20 protein-coding genes and 1 pseudogene are annotated in these 22442 nt (G+C 58.9%); 11 read left to right on the top strand and 10 right to left on the bottom strand.

All coding sequences use genetic code 11. From position 1 onward, the window contains the following. Positions 1-383 precede the first annotated feature (383 nt). The 5 genes from ABIE16_RS23890 to dksA form a co-directional block, all read right to left on the bottom strand. Positions 384-1817, bottom strand: coding sequence for a sigma-54-dependent transcriptional regulator (locus ABIE16_RS23890; protein WP_057713275.1), 1434 nt, complete (start codon positions 1815-1817; stop codon positions 384-386). A gap of 22 nt (positions 1818-1839) precedes the next feature. Beyond that, entirely contained in the window at positions 1840-4794 is a 2955-nt protein-coding gene (locus ABIE16_RS23885) for a sensor histidine kinase (protein WP_167362842.1), read from the bottom strand. Then, positions 4778-4954, bottom strand: coding sequence for a hypothetical protein (locus ABIE16_RS23880; RefSeq protein ID WP_003176118.1), 177 nt, complete (start codon positions 4952-4954; stop codon positions 4778-4780). Before ABIE16_RS23880 ends, ABIE16_RS23885 begins: the two co-directional genes overlap by 17 nt. A 77-nt stretch (positions 4955-5031) precedes the next feature. Further along, positions 5032-5928, bottom strand: coding sequence for a tRNA glutamyl-Q(34) synthetase GluQRS (gene gluQRS / locus ABIE16_RS23875; RefSeq protein WP_429522087.1), 897 nt, complete (start codon positions 5926-5928; stop codon positions 5032-5034). 229 nt (positions 5929-6157) lie between these two features. Then, a complete protein-coding gene (gene dksA / locus ABIE16_RS23870; RefSeq protein ID WP_008053890.1) occupies positions 6158-6598 on the bottom strand; it encodes an RNA polymerase-binding protein DksA in 441 nt (146 codons plus the stop codon). Positions 6599-6931: 333 nt separating this feature from the next. On the opposite strand from dksA, the gene ABIE16_RS23865 reads away from it, so the two are divergent. Both ABIE16_RS23865 and sfsA read left to right on the top strand, forming a co-directional pair. Next, positions 6932-8104 (top strand): pyridoxal phosphate-dependent aminotransferase, encoded by a 1173-nt coding sequence (locus ABIE16_RS23865; RefSeq protein ID WP_429522086.1) that lies wholly within the window; start codon positions 6932-6934, stop codon positions 8102-8104. After that, positions 8104-8817, top strand: a complete 714-nt coding sequence (sfsA, locus tag ABIE16_RS23860; RefSeq protein ID WP_429522085.1) for a DNA/RNA nuclease SfsA — start codon at positions 8104-8106, stop codon at positions 8815-8817. The genes ABIE16_RS23865 and sfsA overlap by 1 nt, the downstream gene beginning before the upstream one ends. Here the strand turns inward: sfsA and ABIE16_RS23855 are convergent. From ABIE16_RS23855 to ABIE16_RS23840, 4 genes are all read right to left on the bottom strand, one after another. Next, positions 8814-9131, bottom strand: a complete 318-nt coding sequence (locus tag ABIE16_RS23855) for a Rieske (2Fe-2S) protein (RefSeq protein WP_090451430.1) — start codon at positions 9129-9131, stop codon at positions 8814-8816. The two genes, sfsA and ABIE16_RS23855, sit on opposite strands and share 4 nt — an antisense overlap. Before the next feature lie 481 nt (positions 9132-9612). Then, the gene (locus tag ABIE16_RS23850) at positions 9613-9885 is read right to left on the bottom strand and encodes a TfoX/Sxy family protein (protein ID WP_057713281.1); all 273 of its coding nucleotides are present in this window, start codon (positions 9883-9885) and stop codon (positions 9613-9615) included. Positions 9886-10134: 249 nt separating this feature from the next. After that, a complete protein-coding gene (locus tag ABIE16_RS23845; RefSeq protein WP_008053898.1) occupies positions 10135-10479 on the bottom strand; it encodes a pentapeptide repeat-containing protein in 345 nt (114 codons plus the stop codon). Between the two features lie 90 nt (positions 10480-10569). Further along, positions 10570-12126: an AAA family ATPase gene (locus tag ABIE16_RS23840; RefSeq protein ID WP_429522084.1), complete on the bottom strand. Its 1557-nt coding sequence runs from the start codon at positions 12124-12126 to the stop codon at positions 10570-10572. A gap of 116 nt (positions 12127-12242) precedes the next feature. Between ABIE16_RS23840 and mrcB the strand changes: the two genes are divergently transcribed. From mrcB to msrQ, 9 genes are all read left to right on the top strand, one after another. Next, positions 12243-14561 (top strand): penicillin-binding protein 1B, encoded by a 2319-nt coding sequence (gene mrcB, locus ABIE16_RS23835; protein ID WP_090451424.1) that lies wholly within the window; start codon positions 12243-12245, stop codon positions 14559-14561. A gap of 16 nt (positions 14562-14577) precedes the next feature. After that, complete coding sequence (locus tag ABIE16_RS23830) at positions 14578-15315, top strand: tetratricopeptide repeat protein (RefSeq protein ID WP_102672225.1); 738 nt, start codon at positions 14578-14580, stop codon at positions 15313-15315. Next, positions 15315-15650, top strand: a complete 336-nt coding sequence (locus tag ABIE16_RS23825; protein WP_090451421.1) for a YqcC family protein — start codon at positions 15315-15317, stop codon at positions 15648-15650. Before ABIE16_RS23830 ends, ABIE16_RS23825 begins: the two co-directional genes overlap by 1 nt. Positions 15651-16133: 483 nt before the next feature. Beyond that, positions 16134-17858: an acetolactate synthase 3 large subunit gene (locus ABIE16_RS23820; protein ID WP_057716561.1), complete on the top strand. Its 1725-nt coding sequence runs from the start codon at positions 16134-16136 to the stop codon at positions 17856-17858. Between the two features lie 2 nt (positions 17859-17860). Further along, positions 17861-18352 (top strand): acetolactate synthase small subunit, encoded by a 492-nt coding sequence (gene ilvN, locus ABIE16_RS23815; protein ID WP_003205610.1) that lies wholly within the window; start codon positions 17861-17863, stop codon positions 18350-18352. 45 nt (positions 18353-18397) lie between these two features. Further along, positions 18398-19414 carry a ketol-acid reductoisomerase gene (gene ilvC / locus ABIE16_RS23810; protein WP_003228216.1) on the top strand — a complete coding sequence of 339 codons (1017 nt, stop codon included), beginning with the start codon at positions 18398-18400 and terminating at the stop codon, positions 19412-19414. A 143-nt stretch (positions 19415-19557) separates the two neighbouring features. After that, on the top strand, positions 19558-20412 hold the full coding sequence (gene pssA, locus ABIE16_RS23805; protein WP_223500487.1) for a CDP-diacylglycerol--serine O-phosphatidyltransferase: 855 nt from the start codon (positions 19558-19560) through the stop codon (positions 20410-20412). 58 nt (positions 20413-20470) lie between these two features. Further along, entirely contained in the window at positions 20471-21484 is a 1014-nt protein-coding gene (msrP, locus tag ABIE16_RS23800) for a protein-methionine-sulfoxide reductase catalytic subunit MsrP (protein WP_429522083.1), read from the top strand. Next, a complete protein-coding gene (gene msrQ, locus ABIE16_RS23795) occupies positions 21484-22104 on the top strand; it encodes a protein-methionine-sulfoxide reductase heme-binding subunit MsrQ (protein ID WP_102672222.1) in 621 nt (206 codons plus the stop codon). Before msrP ends, msrQ begins: the two co-directional genes overlap by 1 nt. A gap of 28 nt (positions 22105-22132) precedes the next feature. On the opposite strand, the pseudogene ABIE16_RS23790 reads toward msrQ, so the two are convergent. Beyond that, positions 22133-22442: pseudogene (locus tag ABIE16_RS23790) on the bottom strand (hypothetical protein); the annotation flags it as partial.

Genomic DNA, 22442 nt, shown 5'->3' with positions numbered 1-22442 from the left:
CCAGTACAGGCTCTGTCTTAAGACAGTTTTTTGTTGTTCTCGGCCTGGTCGTGGGGCAAGCCCCAAATACAACGCCTCTCCAAAAGAATCAGTTAGCTGCGCCTCTCGCCGTCTTGTTTTTATTGTGCGTGAGTCGATTCGTCTTATTTTTATTGTCTTGTGCATTGCTTGTTATTGTTCTTGTACCAAACATATAGCAGGGTGCGTGCCAACTTTTGCGAAACCCAATAAAACAAGGGGTTAGGTCGGTCGGCAGGCATTTCGAGGGCCAAAAAAAGCCGGGGCTTCGTTACCGTAAGCCCCGGCTTCTGTTACGTGAAAAAACTGAGGTAACAGTTTTTTCACCAAAGTCATGTGTTACCCGCACATGAGACAGGTACGGTTCAGCTTTCGCTGGTCACCCCGGTCTTGCGACGTGGGATTCCCAGGCGTTGACGGCGCTCCCAAAGGCATTTGCGACTGACCCCGAGCTTGCGGGCCAGCTCGGTTTCGGTCATGTGGTCCTGATGTTCGAGGACGAAATGCTGGAAGTAGTCTTCCAGGGAGAGATCTTCGGTCGGTTCGTGGTTGCTGTTACTGGCGTTGCCCTGTTGTGGCGCCAGGCCAATGAATTCGTCGTCTTCCAGGTCGCCCAGTTCGATGTCGATACCCAACAGCTCGGCTGAGATTTCCGGGCTTTCGCACAGGATAACGGCGCGCTCGACGGCGTTTTCCAGTTCACGAACGTTGCCGGGCCAGGAGTAGTGACGAATGGCTTGCTCGGCATCCGCGGCGAATTTCAGGTCTGTGCGGTTGATCCGCGCACTTTGCCGCGCCAGGAACGCATTGGCGATTTCGTTGACGTCCGCACCGCGTTCGCGCAGGGCTGGCAACTTCAGCGCGATAACGTGGAGGCGGTAATACAGGTCTTCACGGAACTGGCCGATCTTCGCCAGGCTCTTGAGGTCGCGGTGGGTCGCGGCGATCAGGCGCACGTCGACTTTTTGCGACTGCACCGAGCCCACGCGACGAATCTCGCCTTCCTGCAATACGCGCAGCAGGCGAGCCTGGGCTTCCAGTGGCAGTTCGCCGATTTCGTCGAGGAACAAGGTGCCGCCGTCCGCCGCTTCCACCAGGCCGGCGCGCCCGGCGCTGGCGCCGGTGAATGCGCCTTTTTCGTGGCCGAACAGTTCGGACTCGATCAGGCTTTCCGGAATGGCCGCGCAGTTCACCGAAATCATCGGCGCCTTGGCACGTTTGGACAGGTTGTGCAGGGCGCGCGCCACCAGTTCCTTACCGGTACCCGATTCGCCCTGGATCAGAACGTTGGAGTCGGTCGGTGCCACTTTGCGGATCTTGCCGTACAGGTCCTGCATCGGTGGGCATGAGCCGATAATGCCGATCTCACCGTTGCTGTTGTCGGTACCGGACTTCGCCGCACCGTTGGCAGCTTTGCCGGCAACCGCTTCACCGCCGGCTTGTACCGTTTGTCGGTCACGCAGGATTCGTGCGGCCGCTTGCAGCATTTCGTCATGGTCGAATGGCTTGGCAATGTAGTCCACCGCGCCCATTTTCATCGAGTCGACCGCCGAGCGCAGGCTGGCATAGCTGGTCATGATCAGCACCGGCGTGCCCTGGGCGAGCTTGATCAACTCCGTGCCAGGCGCGCCCGGCAGGCGCAGGTCACTGATGATCAGGTCGAACGAGGGAATGGTGAAGCGTTCTTGTGCTTCCTGCACTGATCCGGCTTCGCTGACCTGGTACTGGTTACGTTCCAGCAGGCGGCGCAAGGCGGAGCGGATAATGGTTTCGTCTTCGACGATCAAAATGTGCGGCATTGATTCGATACTCTCGACGGTCTCAGTTCACAGCGGACGTCGCTTCGACATGACGCGGCAAGGTAACCCTGATTCGGGTACCGCGTTGGCTTTGAACATCAGCCGGGCTGTCGATGGTGATTTGTCCATAATGCTCTTCAACGATGGAATAGACCAGTGCAAGGCCCAGACCGGTGCCTTCGCCAGGGTCCTTGGTGGTGAAGAAAGGTTCGAACAATCGGTCCATGATGCTCGACGGAATACCGCTGCCTTCGTCCTCCACGATCAGATCGACCGTGTGTTCGCCGGCTTCGCTCTTGACCCGTACCGCACTGCCGGGAGGCGAGGCGTCACGGGCGTTTGAAAGCAGGTTGATCAATACCTGGGCCAACCGTTGCGGGTCGCCTTCGACCCAGTGTTCGGGGTCGCACAGGTTGTAGAACTGCACTTCGAAATTGCGTCGGTTCAGGGCCAGCAGGCCGATGGCATCCTGAGCCACTTCGGCCAGACAGACGGGCTCGTCGTTGTGCTGATGGCTGCCGGCATGGGCAAAGCTCATCAGCGACTGGACGATGCGCGACACGCGTTTGGTCTGCTCGAGGATCTGGCCGCTGATTTCCTTCAGCTCGCCGTCTTCTTCGCGTTCTTCGCGCAGGTTTTGCGCCAGGCACGCGATACCGGTGATCGGGTTGCCGATTTCATGGGCCACGCCGGCCGCCAGTCGACCGATGCTGGCCAGGCGCTCGGAGTGCACCAGTTTGTCCTCGAGCATCTGGGTTTCGGTCAAGTCTTCCACCAGCAACACCAGGCCACTGTTGCCCGGCGCGAGGGGTTCGTCGATCGCCGCTTTGTGCAGGTTCAACCAGCGTGTCTGGCCGTCGAGGGCCAGGTGCTGTTTGTGCAAGTGCTCGTCCGGCAGATTGATGAAACCTTGCAGCAGGTCTTTCCATGGGTCGGCAATGGTACTCAGGCGCGAACCGACCACGCGCTGCGCGGCGATGCCGGTGAGTTCCTCCATGGCCTTGTTCCACATGAGGATCTCCTGATCCTTGGCCAGTGAGCAAACGCCCATCGGCAATTCCTGAAGGGTCTGGCGGTGATAGCGGCGCAAGGCATCGAGCTCGGCGGCCAGGCCGGTCAGGCGCGAGTGGTAATCCTCGAGGCGGCTTTCGATGAAGTGAATGTCTTCGGTGACGTAGTTTTCGCCGCCAGCCTTGTACGGCAAGAACGTCTCGACCATGTCCTGGGCCACGCTCGGGCCCATCAGGCCGGAGAGATTGGCTTCGATGCGGTCACGCAAGCGACGCAGGGCATAGGGGCGGCGCTCGTCGAAAGGCAGATAGAGGTCGCGCAGTGCCTGTTCCACTTCTTTCTGCGCCGCTTTTGCACCCAGTGGCTTGGCCAGTTGCGTGGCGAACTCCTGGGGCGAGGCGGCGTGCAGTTCCCGGCGTTGCGGGCGGCGAACGTTATCCACAGCGCAGGCTTCGGCAGCGCTGGCCTCTTCGGTGCTGGCGTTGGTGAACAGCGAGATCAGCGTGAACATCAGTACGTTGGCCGCCAGCGAGGCAATCGCCGCCATGTGCCAGCTGGTGTCGTCCAGCACGTAGATCATGTTCAGCAGTGGAATGTAGAAGCCTTGCAGGTTGCCAACCAGCGGTAACAGCATGGTCACCAGCCACACCAGGATCCCCGCCAGCAAGCCGGCGATGAAGCCGCGACGGTTGGCGGTCGGCCAATACAGGACCGAGAGCACGCCCGGCAGGAACTGCAACGTGGCGACGAAAGCGACAATGCCGAGGTTGGCCAGGTCCTGCTCGGCTCCGAGCATCAGGTAGAAACCGTAGCCGGCCATGATGATTGCGACGATCAGCGCCCGGCGAGTCCACTTCAGCCAGCGGTAGATGTTGCCTTCGGCCGGTGGTTGATACAGCGGCAGGACCAGGTGGTTCAAGGCCATCCCGGACAGTGCCAGCGTGGTGACGATGATCAGGCCACTGGCGGCGGACAGCCCGCCGACATAGGCCAGCAACGCCAAAGCCTTGCTGTTGGCGGCGATACCGATTCCCAGGGTGAAGTATTCCGGGTTGGTGGTGGCGCCCAGTTTCAGGCCGGCCCAGAGAATCAGCGGCACTGCCAGGCTCATCAGCAACAGGAACAGCGGCAGGCCCCAGCTCGCACTCACCAGCGAACGCGGGTTGAGGTTCTCGGTAAAGGTCATGTGATACATGTGCGGCATCACGATCGCCGAGGCGAAGAACACCAGCAGCAGCGTACGCCACGGGCCTTCCTGCAACGGTGTGTGCAGGGCGGCGAGCGCGGTCTGGTTTTGCAGCAGCCACAGTTCAAGCTGTTGCGGGCCGTCGAACACGCCGTAAAGCGCATACAGCCCGACACCGCCGAGAGCGATCAGCTTGATCACCGACTCGAAGGCAATCGCGAACACCAGGCCTTCATGCTTTTCGCGGGTGGCGATGTGACGGGAACCGAAGAAAATCGTGAACAGCGTAATCAGTGCGCAGAAGCTAAGGGCCACGCGATGCTGTACCGGCTCTCGGGTGAGGATGCTGATGGAGTCGGCGACCGCCTGAATTTGCAAGGCCAGCAGCGGCAGTACGCCGACCAGCATGAAAATCGTGGTCAGCGCACCGGCCCAGGTACTGCGGAAGCGGAAGGCAAACAGATCCGCCAGCGACGACAGTTGATAGGTGCGGGTGATCTTCAGGATCGGGTAGAGCAGCACTGGCGCCAGCAGGAATGCCCCGGAAACGCCCAGGTAGCTGGACAGAAAACCGTAGCCGTATTGATAGGCCAGGCCCACGGTGCCGTAAAACGCCCAGGCACTGGCGTAGACGCCCAGTGACAGGGTGTAGGTCAGCGGGTGGCGAATGATCGCCCGAGGAATCATGCCCCGTTCGCTGATCCAGGCCACACCGAACAGCACCGCCAGGTATGCGGCGCTGATCAGGATCATCTGGGTCAGACTAAAGCTCATCGGCATCTTTTTGGCTCTGCAGGATGAAGGTCACGACGATCAGAATCAGCCAGAGCAGATAAGGGCGATACCAGGCGCCAGTGGCGTCGATCCACCAATCCATGATGGCCGGGGAAAACAGGTAAATCCCCACTACCAAAAGCAGGACCAAGCGATAGATGTACATCCCGGCCTCTCTTTTTTATGCGCGTGCCCGAAAACGTGCGGCGATGGTAACGGATGGGTGCGCCACTGCAAGTGCGATCACAATAGCTGTGCCTCGGGCAGGCTCAGTGTGCGCGGGATCAGCGAAGCATCCCAGTGGGCAACGCCCCAATTCAGCACTTCCCGTGGCGTAGCGTACGTCAGTTCGGTTCCCGGGTTCTGTCCCAGCGCCCGTAGCGCCCGCAGCAGCAGGGGCGTTGCCTGATCCTCGGTCAGCGGCGGCGAACGGTAGGATTTACCGAGCTTGTTGCCATCAGGCTGGGTAATCAGCGGGATATGCAGATAACGCGGTTGAGGCAGGCCGAGCAGTTCTTGCAGGTAGAGCTGGCGGGGCGTGGAGTCCAGCAAGTCGGCACCGCGAACGATATCGGTGATGCCCTGCCAGGCGTCGTCCAGGACCACCGCCAATTGATAAGCGTAGAGCCCGTCACGGCGGCGGATCACGAAATCGCCGACTTCCCGCCCCAGATGCTGTCGGTATTGGCCCTGCACCCGGTCAATGAAATGGTATTCCAGTTCGGGTACGCGCAGGCGGATGGCCGCATCGTCGGTGCCGTGACCGGCATTGCGGCACAAGCCCGGATAAATTCCGTGATACGGCTCCAGCTGTTTACGCGAGCAGGTGCAGGCGTAGGCCAGGCCTTGATTGAACAGGCGATTGAGCACCTCGGCGTAGGCATCGTGCCGCTCGCTTTGGCGAACCAGGTCGCCATCCCACTCAAAGCCATAGCTTTCCAGTGCCTTGAGTATGGCCGCCTGGGCGCCGGGTTCCTCGCGGGGTGGATCGAGGTCCTCCATGCGCATCAGCCAGCGTCCGCCCACCGAGCGCGCGTCAAGGTAGGAGGCCAGCGCGGCGACCAGCGAGCCGAAGTGCAGATGGCCGCTGGGCGTCGGGGCGAAACGCCCAATGTAGGTGGGGGAGGTGGTGGCGGTCATCAGGGCAAGGCAACTTATTCCAGGCTGTCGTCAGATTCCTGCAGGAGCGAGCTTGCTCGCGATTGCCGTCAACGATAACGCCGGGAGCCTGGTACCCCGCGGCGTTCTCAGGTTCATCGCGAGCAAGCTCGCTCCTACAGTGATGGCGATTTTAATCGCAACGGGCATCGGCGAACTTTGGAAACAAAAACGGAGCGTTCGCACGCTCCGTTCTTCGTTCAAGTCGCAATTATTTGCCGACTTGCTTTTCCTTGATTTCCGCCAGGGTCTTGCAGTCGATGCACAGATCGGCGGTAGGGCGTGCTTCGAGGCGCTTGACACCAATCTCGATGCCGCAGGATTCACACCAGCCGTACTCTTCGTCTTCGATCAACTGAAGGGTCTTGTCGATCTTCTTGATCAACTTGCGTTCACGATCGCGGGCACGCAGTTCGAGGGCGAATTCCTCTTCCTGGCTGGCACGGTCTGCCGGATCAGGAAAGTTGGCCGCTTCGTCCTTCATGTGGTCCACGGTCTTGTCGACACCTTCCATCAGCTCTTTCTTCCACTGATTCAGGACCTTGGTGAAGTGCTTGCGCATGGGCTCGCCCATGTACTCTTCGCCGGTTTTCTGAACATAGGGCTCGAAGCCGCTGATCGTCTGGTTTTGCTGCTTTGCTTGGGTGGACATGAAATAGACCGCCTCTACTCTTGTAATCCATCTGCGCAGGATTGCTCCATCACCGACACCTGCCGGCCCTGCGGCTGCAAGCGGGCGAACTTACCAGATCAACTCGGGCCGCGCTACTCCCGGATGTCGAGCTCGCGGCACAGGGTGCTTGCAATTGATGACAAACCGTTGTCTGGTGGCTCTGGAACCCTGCTCAATTATTGATTTTAGTCAAACCTTGCGCGCGCGCCTGAGTCGTTTGTGATCTGCCTTACAAGGCCTCTGACCGCTTTAGGTTCTCGCTCGTTCCTGCGCTTGGGTAGAATCGGTTTTTTTTCCGTTGAAGGAAGGCCAATGGCTCAGCCCTACAGTGCCCGCAGTCGCGCGATCGAACCTTTCCATGTCATGGCGCTGTTGGCGCGGGCCAATGAATTGCAGGCCGCCGGCCACGATGTGATCCACCTGGAAATCGGCGAGCCGGACTTCACCACCGCCGAACCGATCATCCAGGCCGGCCAGGCTGCGCTGACAGCGGGAAAGACCCGTTACACCGCCGCACGAGGCATTCCAGAGCTGCGCGAGGCCATTTCGGGCTTCTATCAACAGCGTTATGGTTTGAACATCGATCCGCGGCGCATCCTCATCACGCCTGGCGGCTCCGGCGCGTTGCTGCTGGCCAGCGCTTTGCTGGTCGACCCCGGTAAACACTGGTTGCTGGCGGATCCGGGCTACCCGTGTAACCGGCATTTCCTACGGCTGGTCGAAGGCGCGGCACAACTGGTGCCGGTCGGTCCGGAGGTGCGCTATCAATTGACGCCGGACCTGATCGAGCGTCATTGGGACCACGACAGCGTCGGCGCATTGGTGGCGTCGCCAGCCAATCCAACCGGCACGATCCTGACCCGCGACGAGCTGGCGAAGCTGTCTGTCGCGATCAAGGAGCGCCACGGTCATCTGGTGGTCGACGAGATTTATCACGGCCTAACCTACGGCACCGATGCGGCCAGCGTGCTGGAAGTCGACGACAGTGCATTCGTTCTGAACAGCTTTTCGAAGTACTTCGGGATGACTGGTTGGCGGCTCGGCTGGCTGGTGGCCCCCGACGCGGCCGTCGGTGAGCTGGAAAAGCTCGCCCAGAACCTCTACATCAGTGCTCCAAGCATGGCGCAGTACGCTGCGTTGGCCTGTTTCGAGCCGGCAACCATCAGCATTCTCGAAGAGCGTCGCGCCGAATTTGGCCGGCGTCGGGATTACCTGCTACCGGCCTTGCGTGAACTGGGCTTCGGTATTGCCGTGGAGCCGGAAGGGGCTTTCTATTTGTACGCCGATATCAGCAAGTTCGGCGGCGATGCCTTCGCGTTCTGCAAACACTTTCTCGAAACCGAGCACGTGGCATTCACCCCGGGGCTGGATTTCGGGCGTTATCAGGCCGGGCATCATGTGCGGTTCGCCTATACGCAAAATCTCGAGCGTTTGCAGGAGGCGGTCGAGCGCATTGCCCGTGGGTTGCGGAGTTGGCAAGGCTGATGCGTTTTAATCCTCCCCTCGAAGAAGGGCGCCTGATCCGACGTTACAAGCGTTTTCTCGCCGATATCGAAACCGTTGGCGGCGAATTGCTCACCATTCACTGCCCGAACACTGGCTCGATGCTCAATTGTCAGGTCGAAGGCGGGCAGGTCTGGTTCAGTCGCTCCAACGACCCGAAACGCAAGTTACCTGGCACCTGGGAGGTCGGTGAAACCCCGCAAGGGCGGCTGTTTTGCGTGAATACCGCCCGAGCCAATGGTTTGATCGAAGAAGCGCTACGGGCGGGTGTCATCACCGAGCTGAACGGTTTTACCGGGCTCAAGCGTGAAGTGGCCTATGGTCAGGAAAACAGTCGTATCGATTTCCGCCTTGATTACCCCGAAGGGCCGGCCTACGTCGAAGTCAAAAGCGTGACCCTGGGCTTCGACGGTACGGCGGTGGCGGCGTTTCCCGATGCGGTCACCCAGCGTGGCGCCAAGCACTTGCGGGAGCTGGCCCACCTGGCCAGGGACGGTATTCGCGCGGTGCAGTTGTACTGTGTTTGCCTGACCGACATCGAGGCTGTGCGCCCGGCGCAGGAAATCGATGCCGCTTATGCGCAAGCCTTGCGTGAGGCGATTGCCTGTGGTGTCGAGGTGTTGGCTTACGGTGTGCGGTTGAGCCACGAAGAAATGCTGGTCGACCGACGTCTGGACGTGTTGCCGGGTGGCTAAAGGCTGATCCAGATCCCTTGTTCATCCTCGCGGCAGACCACGCTGGTCAAGGCTTGCCCCGCGCAAGGGCCGGCGACGCATTCACCGTCTTCGATCAGGAACAGTGCGCCATGGGTGGCGCACTGGATCAGGCTGTTGCTGGGGTCGAGAAACTGGTCGGGATGCCACTCCAGGGCAACGCCCCGGTGCGGGCAGCGATTGATGTAGACGTAAACCTGTCCGCTGCGGCGCACTGCAAAAAACTTTTGGTCATCGATGTCGAACCCGCGGCTGCTGTCATTGACCAACTCGGCGCCTGCGCAAAGCAACTTCATGTCTATCCTCGGTCCCGCAACTCGTGACCGGATATGTCCGAGCTGGGCGGTTAAATGCTGTCAAATGGCGGTCTTGCCCGCCGGGGACAAGTGCCTGGCGTCGAGGATACTTGGCCTGATCATCCGATGCCCGGGAAACCTTCAAAGAAAGCTGTTTATGCGCCTGACCACCCGCGTCGTCGTGATCTGCCTGGAGCATCCATCGCGGCATCCTGTCAGTACTTTTCCACAGGCAAAAAAAGACCCGGCAAGAGCCGGGTCAAATAACCGTGATTAGCCTGATGAGGAGATAATCCGAGAGTCCGAACCAAGGGCTTTTCAGAATATCGACCAGTCTCGCGACCAGTTGTGATAATCATATCGATTCTCATTACCAAGTCAACCGCTGTTTTTCGATTTCCTTGCGATTTGCCGGATTTGTGTCTGCAGGCCCCGCAATCATTGGGTTCCAGGTTGCAAAACTTCAGAAATAGTTGTCGGATCAATTCTTGTTGCGTGTAGAGATGGCTTCCAGTTGTTTGTTCAGGGCTTCCTTGCGCTCGGCAGGAATATCATTCCAGTGAACGTCCATCAGGGCGCCTTCAATTGCGTACAACAACACCTTGGACGCCCGAAAACCGCGCGTGCGCACGGCCCGATAAGCATCCACCGCCCCGAGGCGACGCAAGTCCGAAGCGCTATGGATGCCCACGGCATGCAGCCATTGCGCTGACGTCTTGCCAAGATTCTTCAGGTGTTGCAGTTCATCATTCATCAAGCCTCCTTGCGATGGCCGAATGGAGAGCGTGGGCAATCTTCTGAGGAGTGTAGCCATCAGTAGGAAAAGCGTGATTGTTTGCTCGTTTACGACGCAAATGCTTCTAAGAAACGAGCATTGGCAGTGCATGAACAAGTCTATGAGCGCAGTGGAGAGAGAGGCGGGGAAGAATCTGGAAACAAAGGGCGAACATCCCCACCGTCCAGCGCAACGAGAGGCGCCGGACGTGTCAGTCAGCGACGATGATCAGCGGGTGCGATAGCGCAATCGCGTACCGAAGTTCATCGACATCAGGATTTCGTCGGCACTGAGTTCCACTGGAAAGTACGTACCGGAGATCTGCGCGTGGGCCAGGCTCGCGCCTTCCAGGTTCGCTTTGCGAAAATCGATGCCACGCAAGTCGGCGGAACGGAAGTAGGCGTCGCTGAAATCCACGCCGTCGGCATTCAATTCGCGCAGGTCCAGCCCCCGGAAATCTCCACCCACCATGTCGATGGGGCCATCCTTGGGGCGTTCACTGTTGAAGCCTTTGATGTCGTCTTTGTGCAGCAGGGCATATAGCGGTGTGTCGAGAAGTTTTGGCTGGCTCATGTCGCATCACCTGATGTTTTTATGACGCCAGTATAGTGCCACTATTTGACAGTCGTGAAGCCAGCGAGGGCCTCACGACTGAAATAGTTCTTACAGCCCTGGCAGGCGCTGGCGAATTTGCTCCACAACGGTATCGAGCGTCCCGCTTTCATTGGTCTGGACGCGTTTGCTGCAGAGGATTTCCGCGGGTGTCAGCGCTTCACGGCTGTCTTGCTGGGCGGCGATAACAGCCAGGGTGGCGTCGGACGGGTCTTTCTTGTCTGCCTGGCGCATGGCCAGCCAGCTTTCGATTACAGCCTGTGGCGCATTGCAGTCGAGGATCAGGAAGGGTGCACCCGTGGCCTCGGCCACCTTCGCTGCACTGTCACGCTGATCACGCTTGAGGTAAGTGGCGTCGACCACCACCGGGAACCCCGCACGCAGAATGACGTCGGCGATTTCGTGGAGGCGGGCATAGGTCGCCGCGCTGGCGTCGGCGCTATAGATGCCGGCCTGTACGTCATTCTCGACGGTTTGCTCGCCGAACAGGCGCTTGCGCTCGACATCGGAACGCAGGCGAATCGCGCCCAGGGCTTCGACCAGGCGCATGGCGACATGGCTCTTGCCGACAGCGGAAACACCGTGGGTAATGGCCATGAAGCGTGAGGGAATGGTGCTGTAGCTTTCGGCCAGGTTGGCGTAGTTGCGGTACTGGCGCAAGGTCGTGGCGCGCTGCACCGCAGTGGCGTCGGCCGGCATGCTGAACAGGGCAACCTTGGCGCGAACCAGTGCGCGGTAGGCTTTATAGAAGTTCAGCAGTTCGAGACCGCGATAGTCGCCGGTCAGCTCCAGGTACTGGCTGATGAAGCGACGCGCCAGGCACTTCAGGCCGCGATCTTCCAGGTCCATCGCCAGGAAACCGGTGTCTGCATAAACGTCGGTAAAGCGAAACGGTTCGTTGAATTCGATGCAGTCGAAGATCACGACCTTGCCGTCGATCACGGTTGCATTGCCCAGATGGATATCACCGTGGCATTCACGAATGAAACCTTCGGCCTTGCGCTGGGCGAGCAGCGGTTTGAGGCGCTCGAAGCTGCTTTCGGCCCAGGCTTGCAGGGCGTCGAGTTGCAACAGGTCGGCTTTGTCGCTGAGGAACGGACGAATCTGTTCGAAGTTCTGCCGCACCGGCGCCATGACGCTGTCCGGGGTGCCGGCTTCGTGCCCGGCCGGCACTTTCGGCGCGCTGAGGTGGAAGCGGGCGATTTGCTCGGCCATCTCGTCGATGTGCGCGGTGGTCAGTTCGCCATTGGCTTGCAGGGTGCTGAGCAAGCCGTTTTGCGGGAACTGACGCATCTTCAGTACATAGTCGATGGCCGGGCCTTCACCGCCCAGTTGCGGAGCCTCGGCGCTGCCGGTGACGGGCAGCACTTCGAGATACAAATCGTCGGTCAGACGCTGGTTCAGGCGCAGTTCTTCAGCGCAAAAGTGTCCGCGAGCCTCAAGGCTGGTGAAGTCGAGAAAACCGAAATTGACCGGCTTCTTCACTTTATAGGCATAGGGGCCGGTAAGCAGTACCCAGGAAATATGGGTCTCGATGACCTGGAACCCCTCTACAGGATGCGGGTAGAGGGCAGGGTTTTGCAGGGCAGCGATCAGGGACTGGCTCACAGGCGATCCTTCAGAGTCTGGGAAATTCAAGGCCGTCATTATGGCCGCAAGTCCGCTTGACGCAAACCTCGGAGCGCTCCTGTTGAGGATGAATAAAGTGCGTATAATCCGCCGCCATGACTCGTACTCGAACTCCCCGTACCCCGAAAAAACCACCCTCCAGGGGCCTGCGCCCCTGGCTGGGCTGGGCCATTAAACTCAGTCTGGTCGCCCTTGTGGTGCTGGCCGGATTCGCCGTTTACCTTGATGCGATCGTCCAGGAGAAGTTTTCCGGCAAGCGCTGGACCATCCCGGCCAAGGTTTACGCGCGCCCGCTCGAACTGTTCGTCGGACAGAAGCTGAGCCGGGATGATTTCCTGACCGAGCTCGATGCCTTGGGCTATCGCCGCGAAAGCGTGGCCAACGGTCCGGGGGCGGCGTCGGTCAACGGCAATACCGTTGATCTGAATACCCGTGGCTTCCAGTTCTATGAAGGCATGGAGCAGGCGCAACCGGTGCGGGTGCGTTTCTCCGGCGATTACGTGGCCGAGTTGGCGGGGGCAAAAGGCTCGAAGCTGTCGGTGGTGCGCCTGGAGCCGCTGCTGATCGGCGGCCTGTACCCGAAAAACCTCGAAGACCGGATTCTGATCAAGATCGATCAGGTGCCACCGTACCTGCTTGAAACGCTGGTGGCGGTCGAGGATCGCGATTTTTATCATCACTTTGGTGTTTCGCCGAAGTCGATCGCCCGTGCAATCTGGGTCAATGGTTCATCCGGGCGCATGCGTCAGGGCGGCAGTACCCTGACGCAGCAGTTGGTCAAGAACTTCTACCTGACCAACGAGCGCAGCCTGAGCCGCAAACTCACCGAAGCGATGATGGCGCTGCTGCTTGAACTGCACTACGACAAGCGCGAAATCCTTGAGGCTTACCTCAACGAAGTGTTTGTCGGGCAGGACGGTCAGCGTGCGGTGCACGGTTTCGGTCTGGCCAGCCAGTTCTTCTTCAGCCAGCCGCTGGCCGAGCTCAAGCTGCATCAGGTCGCGCTGCTGGTGGGCATGGTCAAGGGGCCTTCTTCCTATAACCCCCGTCGTAATCCGGAGCGTGCCCTCGAGCGGCGCAACCTGGTACTCGATGTGCTGCAAGAGCAGGGCGTCGCGACCGCCGAGCAGGTTGAGGCGGCGAAGAAAATGCCGCTGGGCGTGACCAAGCGCGGCAGTCTGGCGGACAGCTCGTTCCCCGGCTTCCTCGATCTGGTCAAGCGTCAGTTGCGTGAAGACTATCGCGACGAAGACTTGACCGAAGAAGGGCTACGCATCTTCACCAGTTTCGACCCGATCCTGCAGATGAAGGCTGAGGCCTCGGTCAACGACACCTTCAAGCGTCTGGCAGGACGCAAGGGGTCCGATGACGTCGAAGCGGCAATGGTCGTGACCAACCCGGAGACCGGAGAAGTGCAGGCCATGATCGGCAGCCGCCAGGCCAGTTTTGCCGGGTTCAACCGGGCGCTGGATGCTGTACGGCCGATCGGCTCGCTGATCAAGCCGGCTGTTTATCTGACCGCACTGGAGAAACCGAGCCAGTACACATTGACCAGTTGGCTGTCGGACGAGTCCTTCTCGGTCAAAGGCGCGGATGGTCAGGTCTGGAAGCCGCAGAACTACGATCGCCGTTCTCACGGTACGGTGTTCCTCTATCAAGGCCTGGCGCATTCCTACAACCTGTCGACCGCGCGTCTTGGTTTGGCGGTCGGTGTGCCGAACGTATTGAAGACGGTGGCGCGCCTGGGTGTGACGCGTGAATTCCCGGCCTTCCCGTCGATGTTGCTCGGGGCCGGCGGCATGACGCCAATCGAAGTGGCGACCATGTACCAGACCTTGGCCAACGGCGGCTTCAATACGCCGATGCGCGGGATTCGTAGCGTGCTGACTGCCGAGGGCGAGCCACTCAAGCGTTATCCGTTCCAGATACAGCAGCGTTTTGATCCGGCCTCCATTTACCTGATCCAGAGCGCCATGCAGCGGGTGATGCGTGAGGGTACCGGCAGCTCGGTTTATAACGCGTTGCCAAGGACGCTGACCCTGGCGGGCAAGACCGGTACCAGTAACGATTCGCGAGACAGTTGGTTTGCCGGTTTCAGCCAGGACTTGCTGGCGGTGGTCTGGCTGGGTCGCGACGACAACGGCAAGACACCATTCACCGGCGCCACCGGGGCCTTGCAGGTCTGGACCAGCTTTATGCGCAAGGCCGACCCGTTGCCGCTGGACATGCCGCAGCCGGATAATATCGTTCAGGCTTGGGTGGACTCGCGAACCGGGCAAGGTTCTGACGCCGGTTGCCCTGGTGCCGTGCAGATGCCGTATATTCGCGGCAGCGAACCACCTCCCGGTGCTGCTTGCGGTGGTGAAAACCCTGCCGAGACGGTGATGGACTGGGTCAAGGGCTGGATGAATTAAGCAAAGAGGGTTTCAAGTGAACAAGTGGTTGATTCCAGCGGTTGCCGCCGTAGCTTTGCTCAGCGGTTGCTCTAGCGTACAACGTGGCTCGATTCCGGTCGTGGATTCCGGCACCGCCGTGTCCAACAGTGAGCGGATCTCGGCCAATGGCGGTTTCCGCCAGACGACCGTCAAGCGCCCTGCGCAGGGTCAGTCGCAGACCCAGGCGATTCCGCAAGGTGACAGCGGCGTAGTGGTGATGGTGCCAGGCGCGGCAACGACTTCGACGCCGATCAGCACCACGCCGATTACCCCGGGTCCGATCACGCCGGGGCCGATTGACACGTCGCCGGTCCAATCGGCGCCGATCAATCCGGGCAGCTACAGCATGCCGTCGTCGCCAAGCGGGATTCCATCGGCCAGTTCGGGCGGGCTTTCTGCCGACGAGCAATTGGACGGCCCGGTATTGGCTTTGCTGACCACCGCTCAACAGCAACAGGCGAGCGGCGATCTCAATGGTGCCTCCTCCAGCCTCGAACGCGCCCAGCGCGTTGCTCCGCGTGAGCCGCAGGTGCTTTACCGTCTGGCCCAGGTACGCATGGCTCAGGGCGATGCGGCCCAAGCCGAGCAGTTCGCTCGCCGTGGGCTGACCTTTGCCAATGGCCGTCCAGCCCTTCAGGCCAGCTTGTGGGAGCTGATTGGCCAGGCGCGCGAAAAGCAGGGTGACTCTCAGGGCGCGGCATTGGCTCGTCAGAAGGCCAAGGTAACGCTGTGATGGATGTGCGATTTCTGAAAATCGCCGATCAACTGTTGTTGATCGAGCGCGAGTTGCGGGTGCAAGGGTGGTGGGATGAAGTCCCGCCCTCTGCCGAAGCGCTTTCCAGTGTCGAGCCGTTTTCGGTCGACACACTGGATTTCGAACAATGGCTGCAATGGATCTTCCTGCCACGCATGAAGATGATCCTCGAGCAGGATTTGCCGCTACCCAATGCTTCGGGCATTCAGGAAATGGCTGAAATGGTCTTTGCCGGGCGCAATGTCCAGGGTAGGGATCGGCAGTTGCAGGTGCTGCTCAAAGAATTCGATCAACTGATCACCGCGTCCCGCTGAGCCAGAAGCTGCCAGTGTCCGCTGGCAGTTGTTCACAATATCTCTCTATTTTGTCGGCCGTTTCAGGGTAAGTGCATTCGCGTGCCAATTTTTTGCCAAAAGTTGCGCAATCAAAGCTAACACGGGGTGGATTTACGGGTTTTTTCTTGCGTTCTCATGTGCTTAGTAGAATAAAGCACATAGACGACTTGACTTGCGAAGGCCGAAACAGAAGAATCCAAAGTCCGCTGTACAGGGACTGCCAGAAGCAGACCCTCTCAGCAGATCATGAGGCGCATATCCGCGTCGACCTGTTACACCCGCAACGCGTTACCTCGCGCTGGGTGGGAAAGCCCCGCAACACTTGGGACGATCCCAATACTTGCTCAGTCAGTGCTGACGTAGTCGGCGACCACCGTCGCTCATGCTCTGCCGAGAAGTAAACCTATTAAGACCCGTCCCATTTTTCGTGGGCGGTATTCTGGCGTTTTAGAGGTGAGCAACGTGGAGCTTTTATCTGGCGGTGAGATGCTCGTCCGCTTCTTGCGTGACGAAGGCGTCAAATATATCTACGGGTACCCGGGTGGTGCTCTTCTTCATGTCTACGATGCCCTGTTCAAAGAACCGGAAGTGACCCACATCCTGGTTCGTCACGAGCAAGCGGCTACCCATATGGCTGACGGCTACGCCCGTGCCACCGGTAAAGCCGGCGTGGTACTGGTGACTTCCGGTCCTGGCGCAACAAACGCCATCACCGGTATCGCCACCGCCTACATGGACTCCATTCCAATGGTGATCATTTCCGGCCAGGTGCCTAGCACCATGGTTGGCACCGATGCGTTCCAGGAAACCGACATGATCGGTATCTCCCGGCCGATCGTGAAGCACAGCTTCATGATCAAGCACGCGTCGGAAATCCCGGAAGTCATGAAGAAGGCGTTCTACCTGGCGCAATCCGGTCGTCCTGGCCCGGTCGTTGTCGATATCCCGAAAGACATGACCAACCCGGCCGAGAAGTTCGAATACGTCTTCCCGAAAAAAGCCAAGCTGCGTTCCTACAGCCCGGCTGTTCGCGGTCACTCCGGTCAAATCCGCAAGGCGGCAGAAATGCTCCTGGCGGCCAAGCGTCCTGTGTTGTACTCGGGCGGCGGCGTGATCCTGGGCGGTGGTTCCGCACCACTGACCGAACTGGCGAAGATGCTCAACCTGCCAGTGACCAATACCCTGATGGGCCTCGGTGGCTACCCTGGCACCGACCGTCAGTTCATCGGCATGCTCGGCATGCACGGCAGCTACACCGCCAACCTGGCGATGCACCATGCTGACGTGATCCTCGCTGTCGGCGCACGTTTCGACGACCGTGTCATCAACGGCGCGTCGAAGTTCTGCCCGAACGCCAAGATCATTCACATCGACATCGACCCGGCTTCGATCTCCAAGACCATCAAGGCCGACGTGCCTATCGTGGGGCCGGTTGAGAGTGTCCTGACCGAAATGGTCGCGATCCTCAAGGAAATCGGCGAGACCCCGAACAAGGAGTCCGTTGCCAGCTGGTGGAAGCAGGTTGACGAGTGGCGCGGTGATCGCGGCCTGTTCCCGTATGACAAGGGCGACGGCAGCAAGATCAAGCCTCAGACCGTGATCGAAACCCTGTGCGAAGTGACCAATGGCGATGCCTTTGTGACCTCCGACGTGGGTCAGCACCAGATGTTTGCTGCGCAGTACTACAAGTTCAACAAGCCGAACCGCTGGATCAACTCCGGTGGCCTGGGCACCATGGGCTTCGGTTTCCCGGCAGCCATGGGCATTCAGTTGAGCTATCCGGATGCCGACGTCGCCTGTGTGACGGGCGAAGGCAGTATCCAGATGAACATCCAGGAACTGTCCACCTGTCTGCAATACGGTTTGCCGGTAAAAATCGTCATTCTGAACAACGGCGTTCTGGGTATGGTTCGTCAGTGGCAGGACATGAGCTATGGCAGCCGTCACTCGCACTCCTACATGGAGTCGTTGCCTGACTTCGTCAAGCTGGCTGAAGCCTATGGTCACGTTGGCGTGCGCATCACTGAATCGAAAGATTTGAAGTCGAAGATGGAAGAAGCGTTCGCCATGAAAGATCGCCTGGTGGTGATCGATATTTCGGTCGATACCAGCGAGCACGTCTACCCGATGCAGATCAAAGACGGCTCCATGCGCGATATGTGGCTGAGCAAGACGGAGCGTACCTAATCATGCGGCACATTATTTCCTTGCTTCTGGAAAACGAACCCGGTGCTCTGTCTCGTGTGGTTGGCCTGTTCTCGCAGCGCAACTACAACATCGAAAGCCTGACTGTGGCACCAACCGAAGACCCGACCCTGTCGCGTCTGACGCTGACCACGGTCGGTCACGATGAAATCATCGAGCAGATCACCAAGAACCTGAACAAGCTGATCGAAGTGGTAAAACTGGTCGACCTGTCGGAGAGTGCTCACATCGAGCGCGAACTGATGCTGGTCAAGGTCAAGGCCACCGGCGCCCAGCGTGCCGAGATCAAGCGCACTACCGATATTTACCGTGGACAGATCGTCGATGTCAGCGCCAGCGTGTATACCGTTCAACTGACCGGTACCAGCGACAAGCTCGACAGCTTCATTCAGTCCATTGGCACCGCCTCGATTCTGGAGACCGTCCGTAGTGGCGTGACCGGCATTGCCCGCGGCGACAAAGTACTCAGCATCTAAACCAAATTAGCGAACGGCCTGAACGGCCTGATATAGGGGAAATTCATGAAAGTTTTCTACGATAAAGACTGCGACCTGTCGATCATCCAGGGCAAGAAAGTTGCCATCATCGGTTACGGTTCCCAGGGCCACGCTCAAGCGTGCAACCTGAAAGACTCCGGCGTTGACGTGACTGTCGGCCTGCGTAAAGGTTCGGCTACCGTTGCCAAGGCTGAAGCCCACGGCCTGAAAGTGACCGACGTTGCTTCTGCTGTTGCAGCTGCCGACCTGGTCATGATCCTGACCCCGGACGAATTCCAGTCCTCCCTGTACAAGAACGAAATCGAGCCGAACATCAAGAAAGGCGCCACCCTGGCCTTCTCCCACGGCTTCGCGATCCACTACAACCAGGTTGTGCCGCGCGCTGACCTCGACGTGATCATGATCGCGCCGAAGGCTCCAGGCCACACCGTACGTTCCGAGTTCGTGAAGGGTGGCGGTATCCCTGACCTGATCGCTATCTACCAGGATGCCTCGGGCAACGCCAAGAACGTCGCCCTGTCCTACGCTGCCGGCGTTGGCGGCGGTCGTACCGGCATCATCGAAACCACCTTCAAGGACGAGACTGAAACCGACCTGTTCGGCGAACAAGCCGTTCTGTGCGGCGGTACCGTTGAGCTGGTCAAGGCCGGTTTCGAAACCCTGGTTGAAGCTGGCTACGCGCCGGAAATGGCCTACTTCGAGTGCCTGCACGAACTGAAGCTGATCGTTGACCTCATGTACGAAGGCGGTATCGCCAACATGAACTACTCGATCTCCAACAACGCCGAATACGGCGAGTACGTGACCGGCCCTGAAGTCATCAACGCCGAATCCCGTCAGGCCATGCGCAACGCCCTGAAACGTATTCAGGACGGCGAATACGCCAAGATGTTCATCAGCGAAGGCGCTACCGGCTATCCTTCGATGACCGCCAAGCGTCGTAACAACGCCGCTCACGGTATCGAAATCATCGGTGAGCAACTGCGCTCCATGATGCCGTGGATCGGTGCCAACAAGATCGTCGACAAAGCTAAAAACTAAGTCACGCGCTTGTACGAAAAACGCGGCTTAGGCCGCGTTTTTTCGTTTGGGGGGCCGGTTCTGGTATAAAGCTGCATCGTTTGCGGCCGAACCGTCGTCCCAGACACCTGTCCAAACTTTCCACCCGTTGCAAGGTAATGTCCATGAGCGAACGCCCCGAAGAGCCAAACCAGGCTTCCGACGCCGAAAGCCTGCTGCCCATCGATGAGCATGTCGAGGAAGGGCATGACGCCGAAGGTCGTAAAGTCCGGCATCGTGGTATCTATCTTCTGCCGAATCTGTTCACCACTGCGAATCTGTTCGCAGGGTTCTATTCCATCATCAACTCAATGAGCGCCCAGGCGGCCTTGAGTGCCGGTGACTCGACCAATGCGAGCAAATATTTCGCGTTCGCGGCCATCGCGATCTTCGTCGCAATGGTGCTCGATGGTCTTGATGGGCGCGTGGCCCGCATGACCAATACCCAGAGCGCCTTCGGTGCCGAGTACGACTCGCTGTCGGACATGGTTGCCTTTGGTGTTGCCCCGGCATTGCTGGCCTTCGGTTGGGCCTTGGGTGACATGGGCAAGGTTGGTTGGATGGTCGCCTTCATCTATGTGGCGGGCGCGGCCTTGCGCCTTGCGCGCTTCAACACTCAGGTCGGTACCGCGGACAAGCGCTACTTCATCGGTCTGGCCAGTCCTGCCGCTGCGGGTGTGGTTGCAGGTATCGTCTGGGCGTTCAGTGACTACGGCATTCAGGGTTCCAAGATGTCCTTCCTGGTTGCGCTGATGGTTGCGGCGGCCGGCATGCTGATGGTCAGCAACATCAAGTACAACAGCTTCAAGGAGCTGGACCTGAAGGGGCGAGTGCCTTTCGTGGCGATTCTCGCCGTGGTGCTGGTGTTCGCAGTGGTGTTCAGTGACCCTCCGCGTATCCTGCTGCTGGTGTTTCTCGCCTATGCAGCCTCCGGCCCGGTTCAATATCTGTTACGTCTTCGCCGTAACAAGAGCGCGTAATTTCCCTCATACTCCGCAGTCTATGGGTGCATCTGTCCTCCAAAGCTGCGGAGTAACCATGCTGATCAAAGTCCCCAGAGCGTCCGACTGCCACGAGTCGGACGTCACGCCTGAATCCCTCTATCTTTCTCGACGCAAAGTGCTCGGCGCCACGGTTGCGGGCTTCGCTCTGGGCAGCCTGCCGCAATGGGCCAGCGCTGGCGATGCTGTGCGTTATCCGGATGTCGAGCCCGGCAAGGCGCCTTCCTGGTTCAGCGAAAAACTTCCGGCTACCCAGTGGGGGGTGATCAGCGTCAAGGATGAGGCGATCACGCCGTTCAAGGATGCGACCCACTACAACAACTTCTACGAGTTCGGCACAGACAAAGGTGATCCGGCCGCCAATGCCGGCACGCTGAAGACGGAGCCGTGGTCGGTAGTGGTGGACGGGGAGGTGGGCAAGCCTGGGCGGTATGCGCTGGAGGACCTCATGAAGCCGTATCGGTTGGAGGAGCGAATCTACCGGCTGCGTTGCGTGGAAGCCTGGTCGATGGTCATTCCCTGGATCGGTTTTCCGCTCTCGGCCTTGCTCAAGGAAGTCGAGCCGACCTCGAAAGCCAGATTCATCCGCTTCGAAACCTTGCAGGATCCCCAAAACATGCCGGGTCAGCGCTCCGGTTTTGCCTTGATCGACTGGCCCTATGTGGAAGGGTTGCGACTGGATGAGGCCATGAATCCGTTGGCGATTCTCGCAGTGGGGATGTACGGGCGTGAATTGCCTAATCAAAACGGCGCGCCGTTGCGTTTGGTGGTGCCTTGGAAATATGGCTTCAAGAGCATCAAGTCAATTGTGCGCATCAGTCTGGTCAGCGAGCAGCCGAAAACCACTTGGCAGAGTATTGCTGCGGATGAATATGGCTTTTATGCGAACGTGAATCCCACCGTTGATCATCCTCGTTGGACTCAGGCGCGTGAACGCCGCCTGCCCAGTGGCTTGTTCAAGCCCAATGTGCGCGACACGCAAATGTTCAACGGCTATTCAGAGGAAGTCTCCTCTCTATATGCGGGGCTCGACCTGAGGAAGAATTACTGATGCGCTATCCGTTTTGGCGTATCGGTGTCTTTGTCGTGGTGCTGGTGTGGCCGCTGCTGTGGCTGTACCAGGCCTGGGAGGATGTCCTCGGGCCGGATCCGGGCAAGGTGCTGGTCGATCGATTGGGTTTGGGGGCGCTTGTTCTGCTGCTTGTAACCTTGAGCATGGCGCCTTTGCAGAGACTCACCGGTTGGGCGGGGTGGAATGCCGTGCGGCGACAGTTGGGATTGTGGTGCTTTGCCTATGTGCTGCTCCACCTCGGTAGCTACTGCGCATTCATTCTTGGTTTTGACTGGTCGCAGTTGGGTGTCGAGTTGCGCAAGCGGCCTTACATTATTGTCGGGGCGTTGGGTTTTCTTGGTTTGCTGGCATTGGCGGTGACTTCCAATCGATACAGCCAGCGACGATTGGGCGCCCGCTGGAAGAAGTTGCATCGCCTGGCTTATGCCATTCTCGGGCTTGGATTACTGCATATGCTCTGGATTGTGCGCGCCGACCTGAAAGAGTGGGTGATCTATGCATCTATAGGTGCATTGCTGTTAATGCTGCGGCTACCGCCTGTGGCTCGTCGAATCCCGCGTCTAATGGCTAAAAAGGCCTCTTCTGCCAAAAAGGCGTAAATAGTGGTTGACGGCAGATTCCAGGTGTCTATAATTCGCCCCACTTCCGGCGCAGTCGAAACGGAAAACTCCTTGGTAAACAAAGAGTTATGCAGTTTTCGGCAGCAGGTTGCTTCAGTTCATCGAAGCCGAAAGGGAGTTGAAAAAGAGGTGTTGACAGCAGCGTGTAACGCTGTAGAATTCGCCTCCCGCTGATGAGAGATCTGAGGCGCAAGTGGTTGAAGTTGTTAAGGATTTCCAAGCGAAACTTTGAAAGCTTCTGAAAATAATCACTTGACAGCAAATGAGGCTGCTGTAGAATGCGCGCCTCGGTTGAGACGAAAGATCTTAACCAACCG

The organism is Pseudomonas sp. 2725 (assembly GCF_050434585.1).
GTDB lineage: Bacteria > Pseudomonadota > Gammaproteobacteria > Pseudomonadales > Pseudomonadaceae > Aquipseudomonas > Aquipseudomonas jessenii.
Note: the sequence above shows the minus strand (reverse complement) of the source record. Positions and strands in the feature narration are given on the sequence as shown.

Coding starts and splice junctions, on each gene's coding strand:
- ABIE16_RS23890 (WP_057713275.1), bottom strand. CDS start 1,817: ATGCCGCACATTTTGATCGTCGAAGACGAAACCATTATCCGCTCCGCC.
- ABIE16_RS23885 (WP_167362842.1), bottom strand. CDS start 4,794: ATGCCGATGAGCTTTAGTCTGACCCAGATGATCCTGATCAGCGCCGCA.
- ABIE16_RS23880 (WP_003176118.1), bottom strand. CDS start 4,954: ATGTACATCTATCGCTTGGTCCTGCTTTTGGTAGTGGGGATTTACCTG.
- gluQRS (WP_429522087.1), bottom strand. CDS start 5,928: ATGACCGCCACCACCTCCCCCACCTACATTGGGCGTTTCGCCCCGACG.
- dksA (WP_008053890.1), bottom strand. CDS start 6,598: ATGTCCACCCAAGCAAAGCAGCAAAACCAGACGATCAGCGGCTTCGAG.
- ABIE16_RS23865 (WP_429522086.1), top strand. CDS start 6,932: ATGGCTCAGCCCTACAGTGCCCGCAGTCGCGCGATCGAACCTTTCCAT.
- sfsA (WP_429522085.1), top strand. CDS start 8,104: ATGCGTTTTAATCCTCCCCTCGAAGAAGGGCGCCTGATCCGACGTTAC.
- ABIE16_RS23855 (WP_090451430.1), bottom strand. CDS start 9,131: ATGAAGTTGCTTTGCGCAGGCGCCGAGTTGGTCAATGACAGCAGCCGC.
- ABIE16_RS23850 (WP_057713281.1), bottom strand. CDS start 9,885: ATGAATGATGAACTGCAACACCTGAAGAATCTTGGCAAGACGTCAGCG.
- ABIE16_RS23845 (WP_008053898.1), bottom strand. CDS start 10,479: ATGAGCCAGCCAAAACTTCTCGACACACCGCTATATGCCCTGCTGCAC.
- mrcB (WP_090451424.1), top strand. CDS start 12,243: ATGACTCGTACTCGAACTCCCCGTACCCCGAAAAAACCACCCTCCAGG.
- ABIE16_RS23825 (WP_090451421.1), top strand. CDS start 15,315: ATGGATGTGCGATTTCTGAAAATCGCCGATCAACTGTTGTTGATCGAG.
- ilvN (WP_003205610.1), top strand. CDS start 17,861: ATGCGGCACATTATTTCCTTGCTTCTGGAAAACGAACCCGGTGCTCTG.
- ilvC (WP_003228216.1), top strand. CDS start 18,398: ATGAAAGTTTTCTACGATAAAGACTGCGACCTGTCGATCATCCAGGGC.
- pssA (WP_223500487.1), top strand. CDS start 19,558: ATGAGCGAACGCCCCGAAGAGCCAAACCAGGCTTCCGACGCCGAAAGC.
- msrP (WP_429522083.1), top strand. CDS start 20,471: ATGCTGATCAAAGTCCCCAGAGCGTCCGACTGCCACGAGTCGGACGTC.
- msrQ (WP_102672222.1), top strand. CDS start 21,484: ATGCGCTATCCGTTTTGGCGTATCGGTGTCTTTGTCGTGGTGCTGGTG.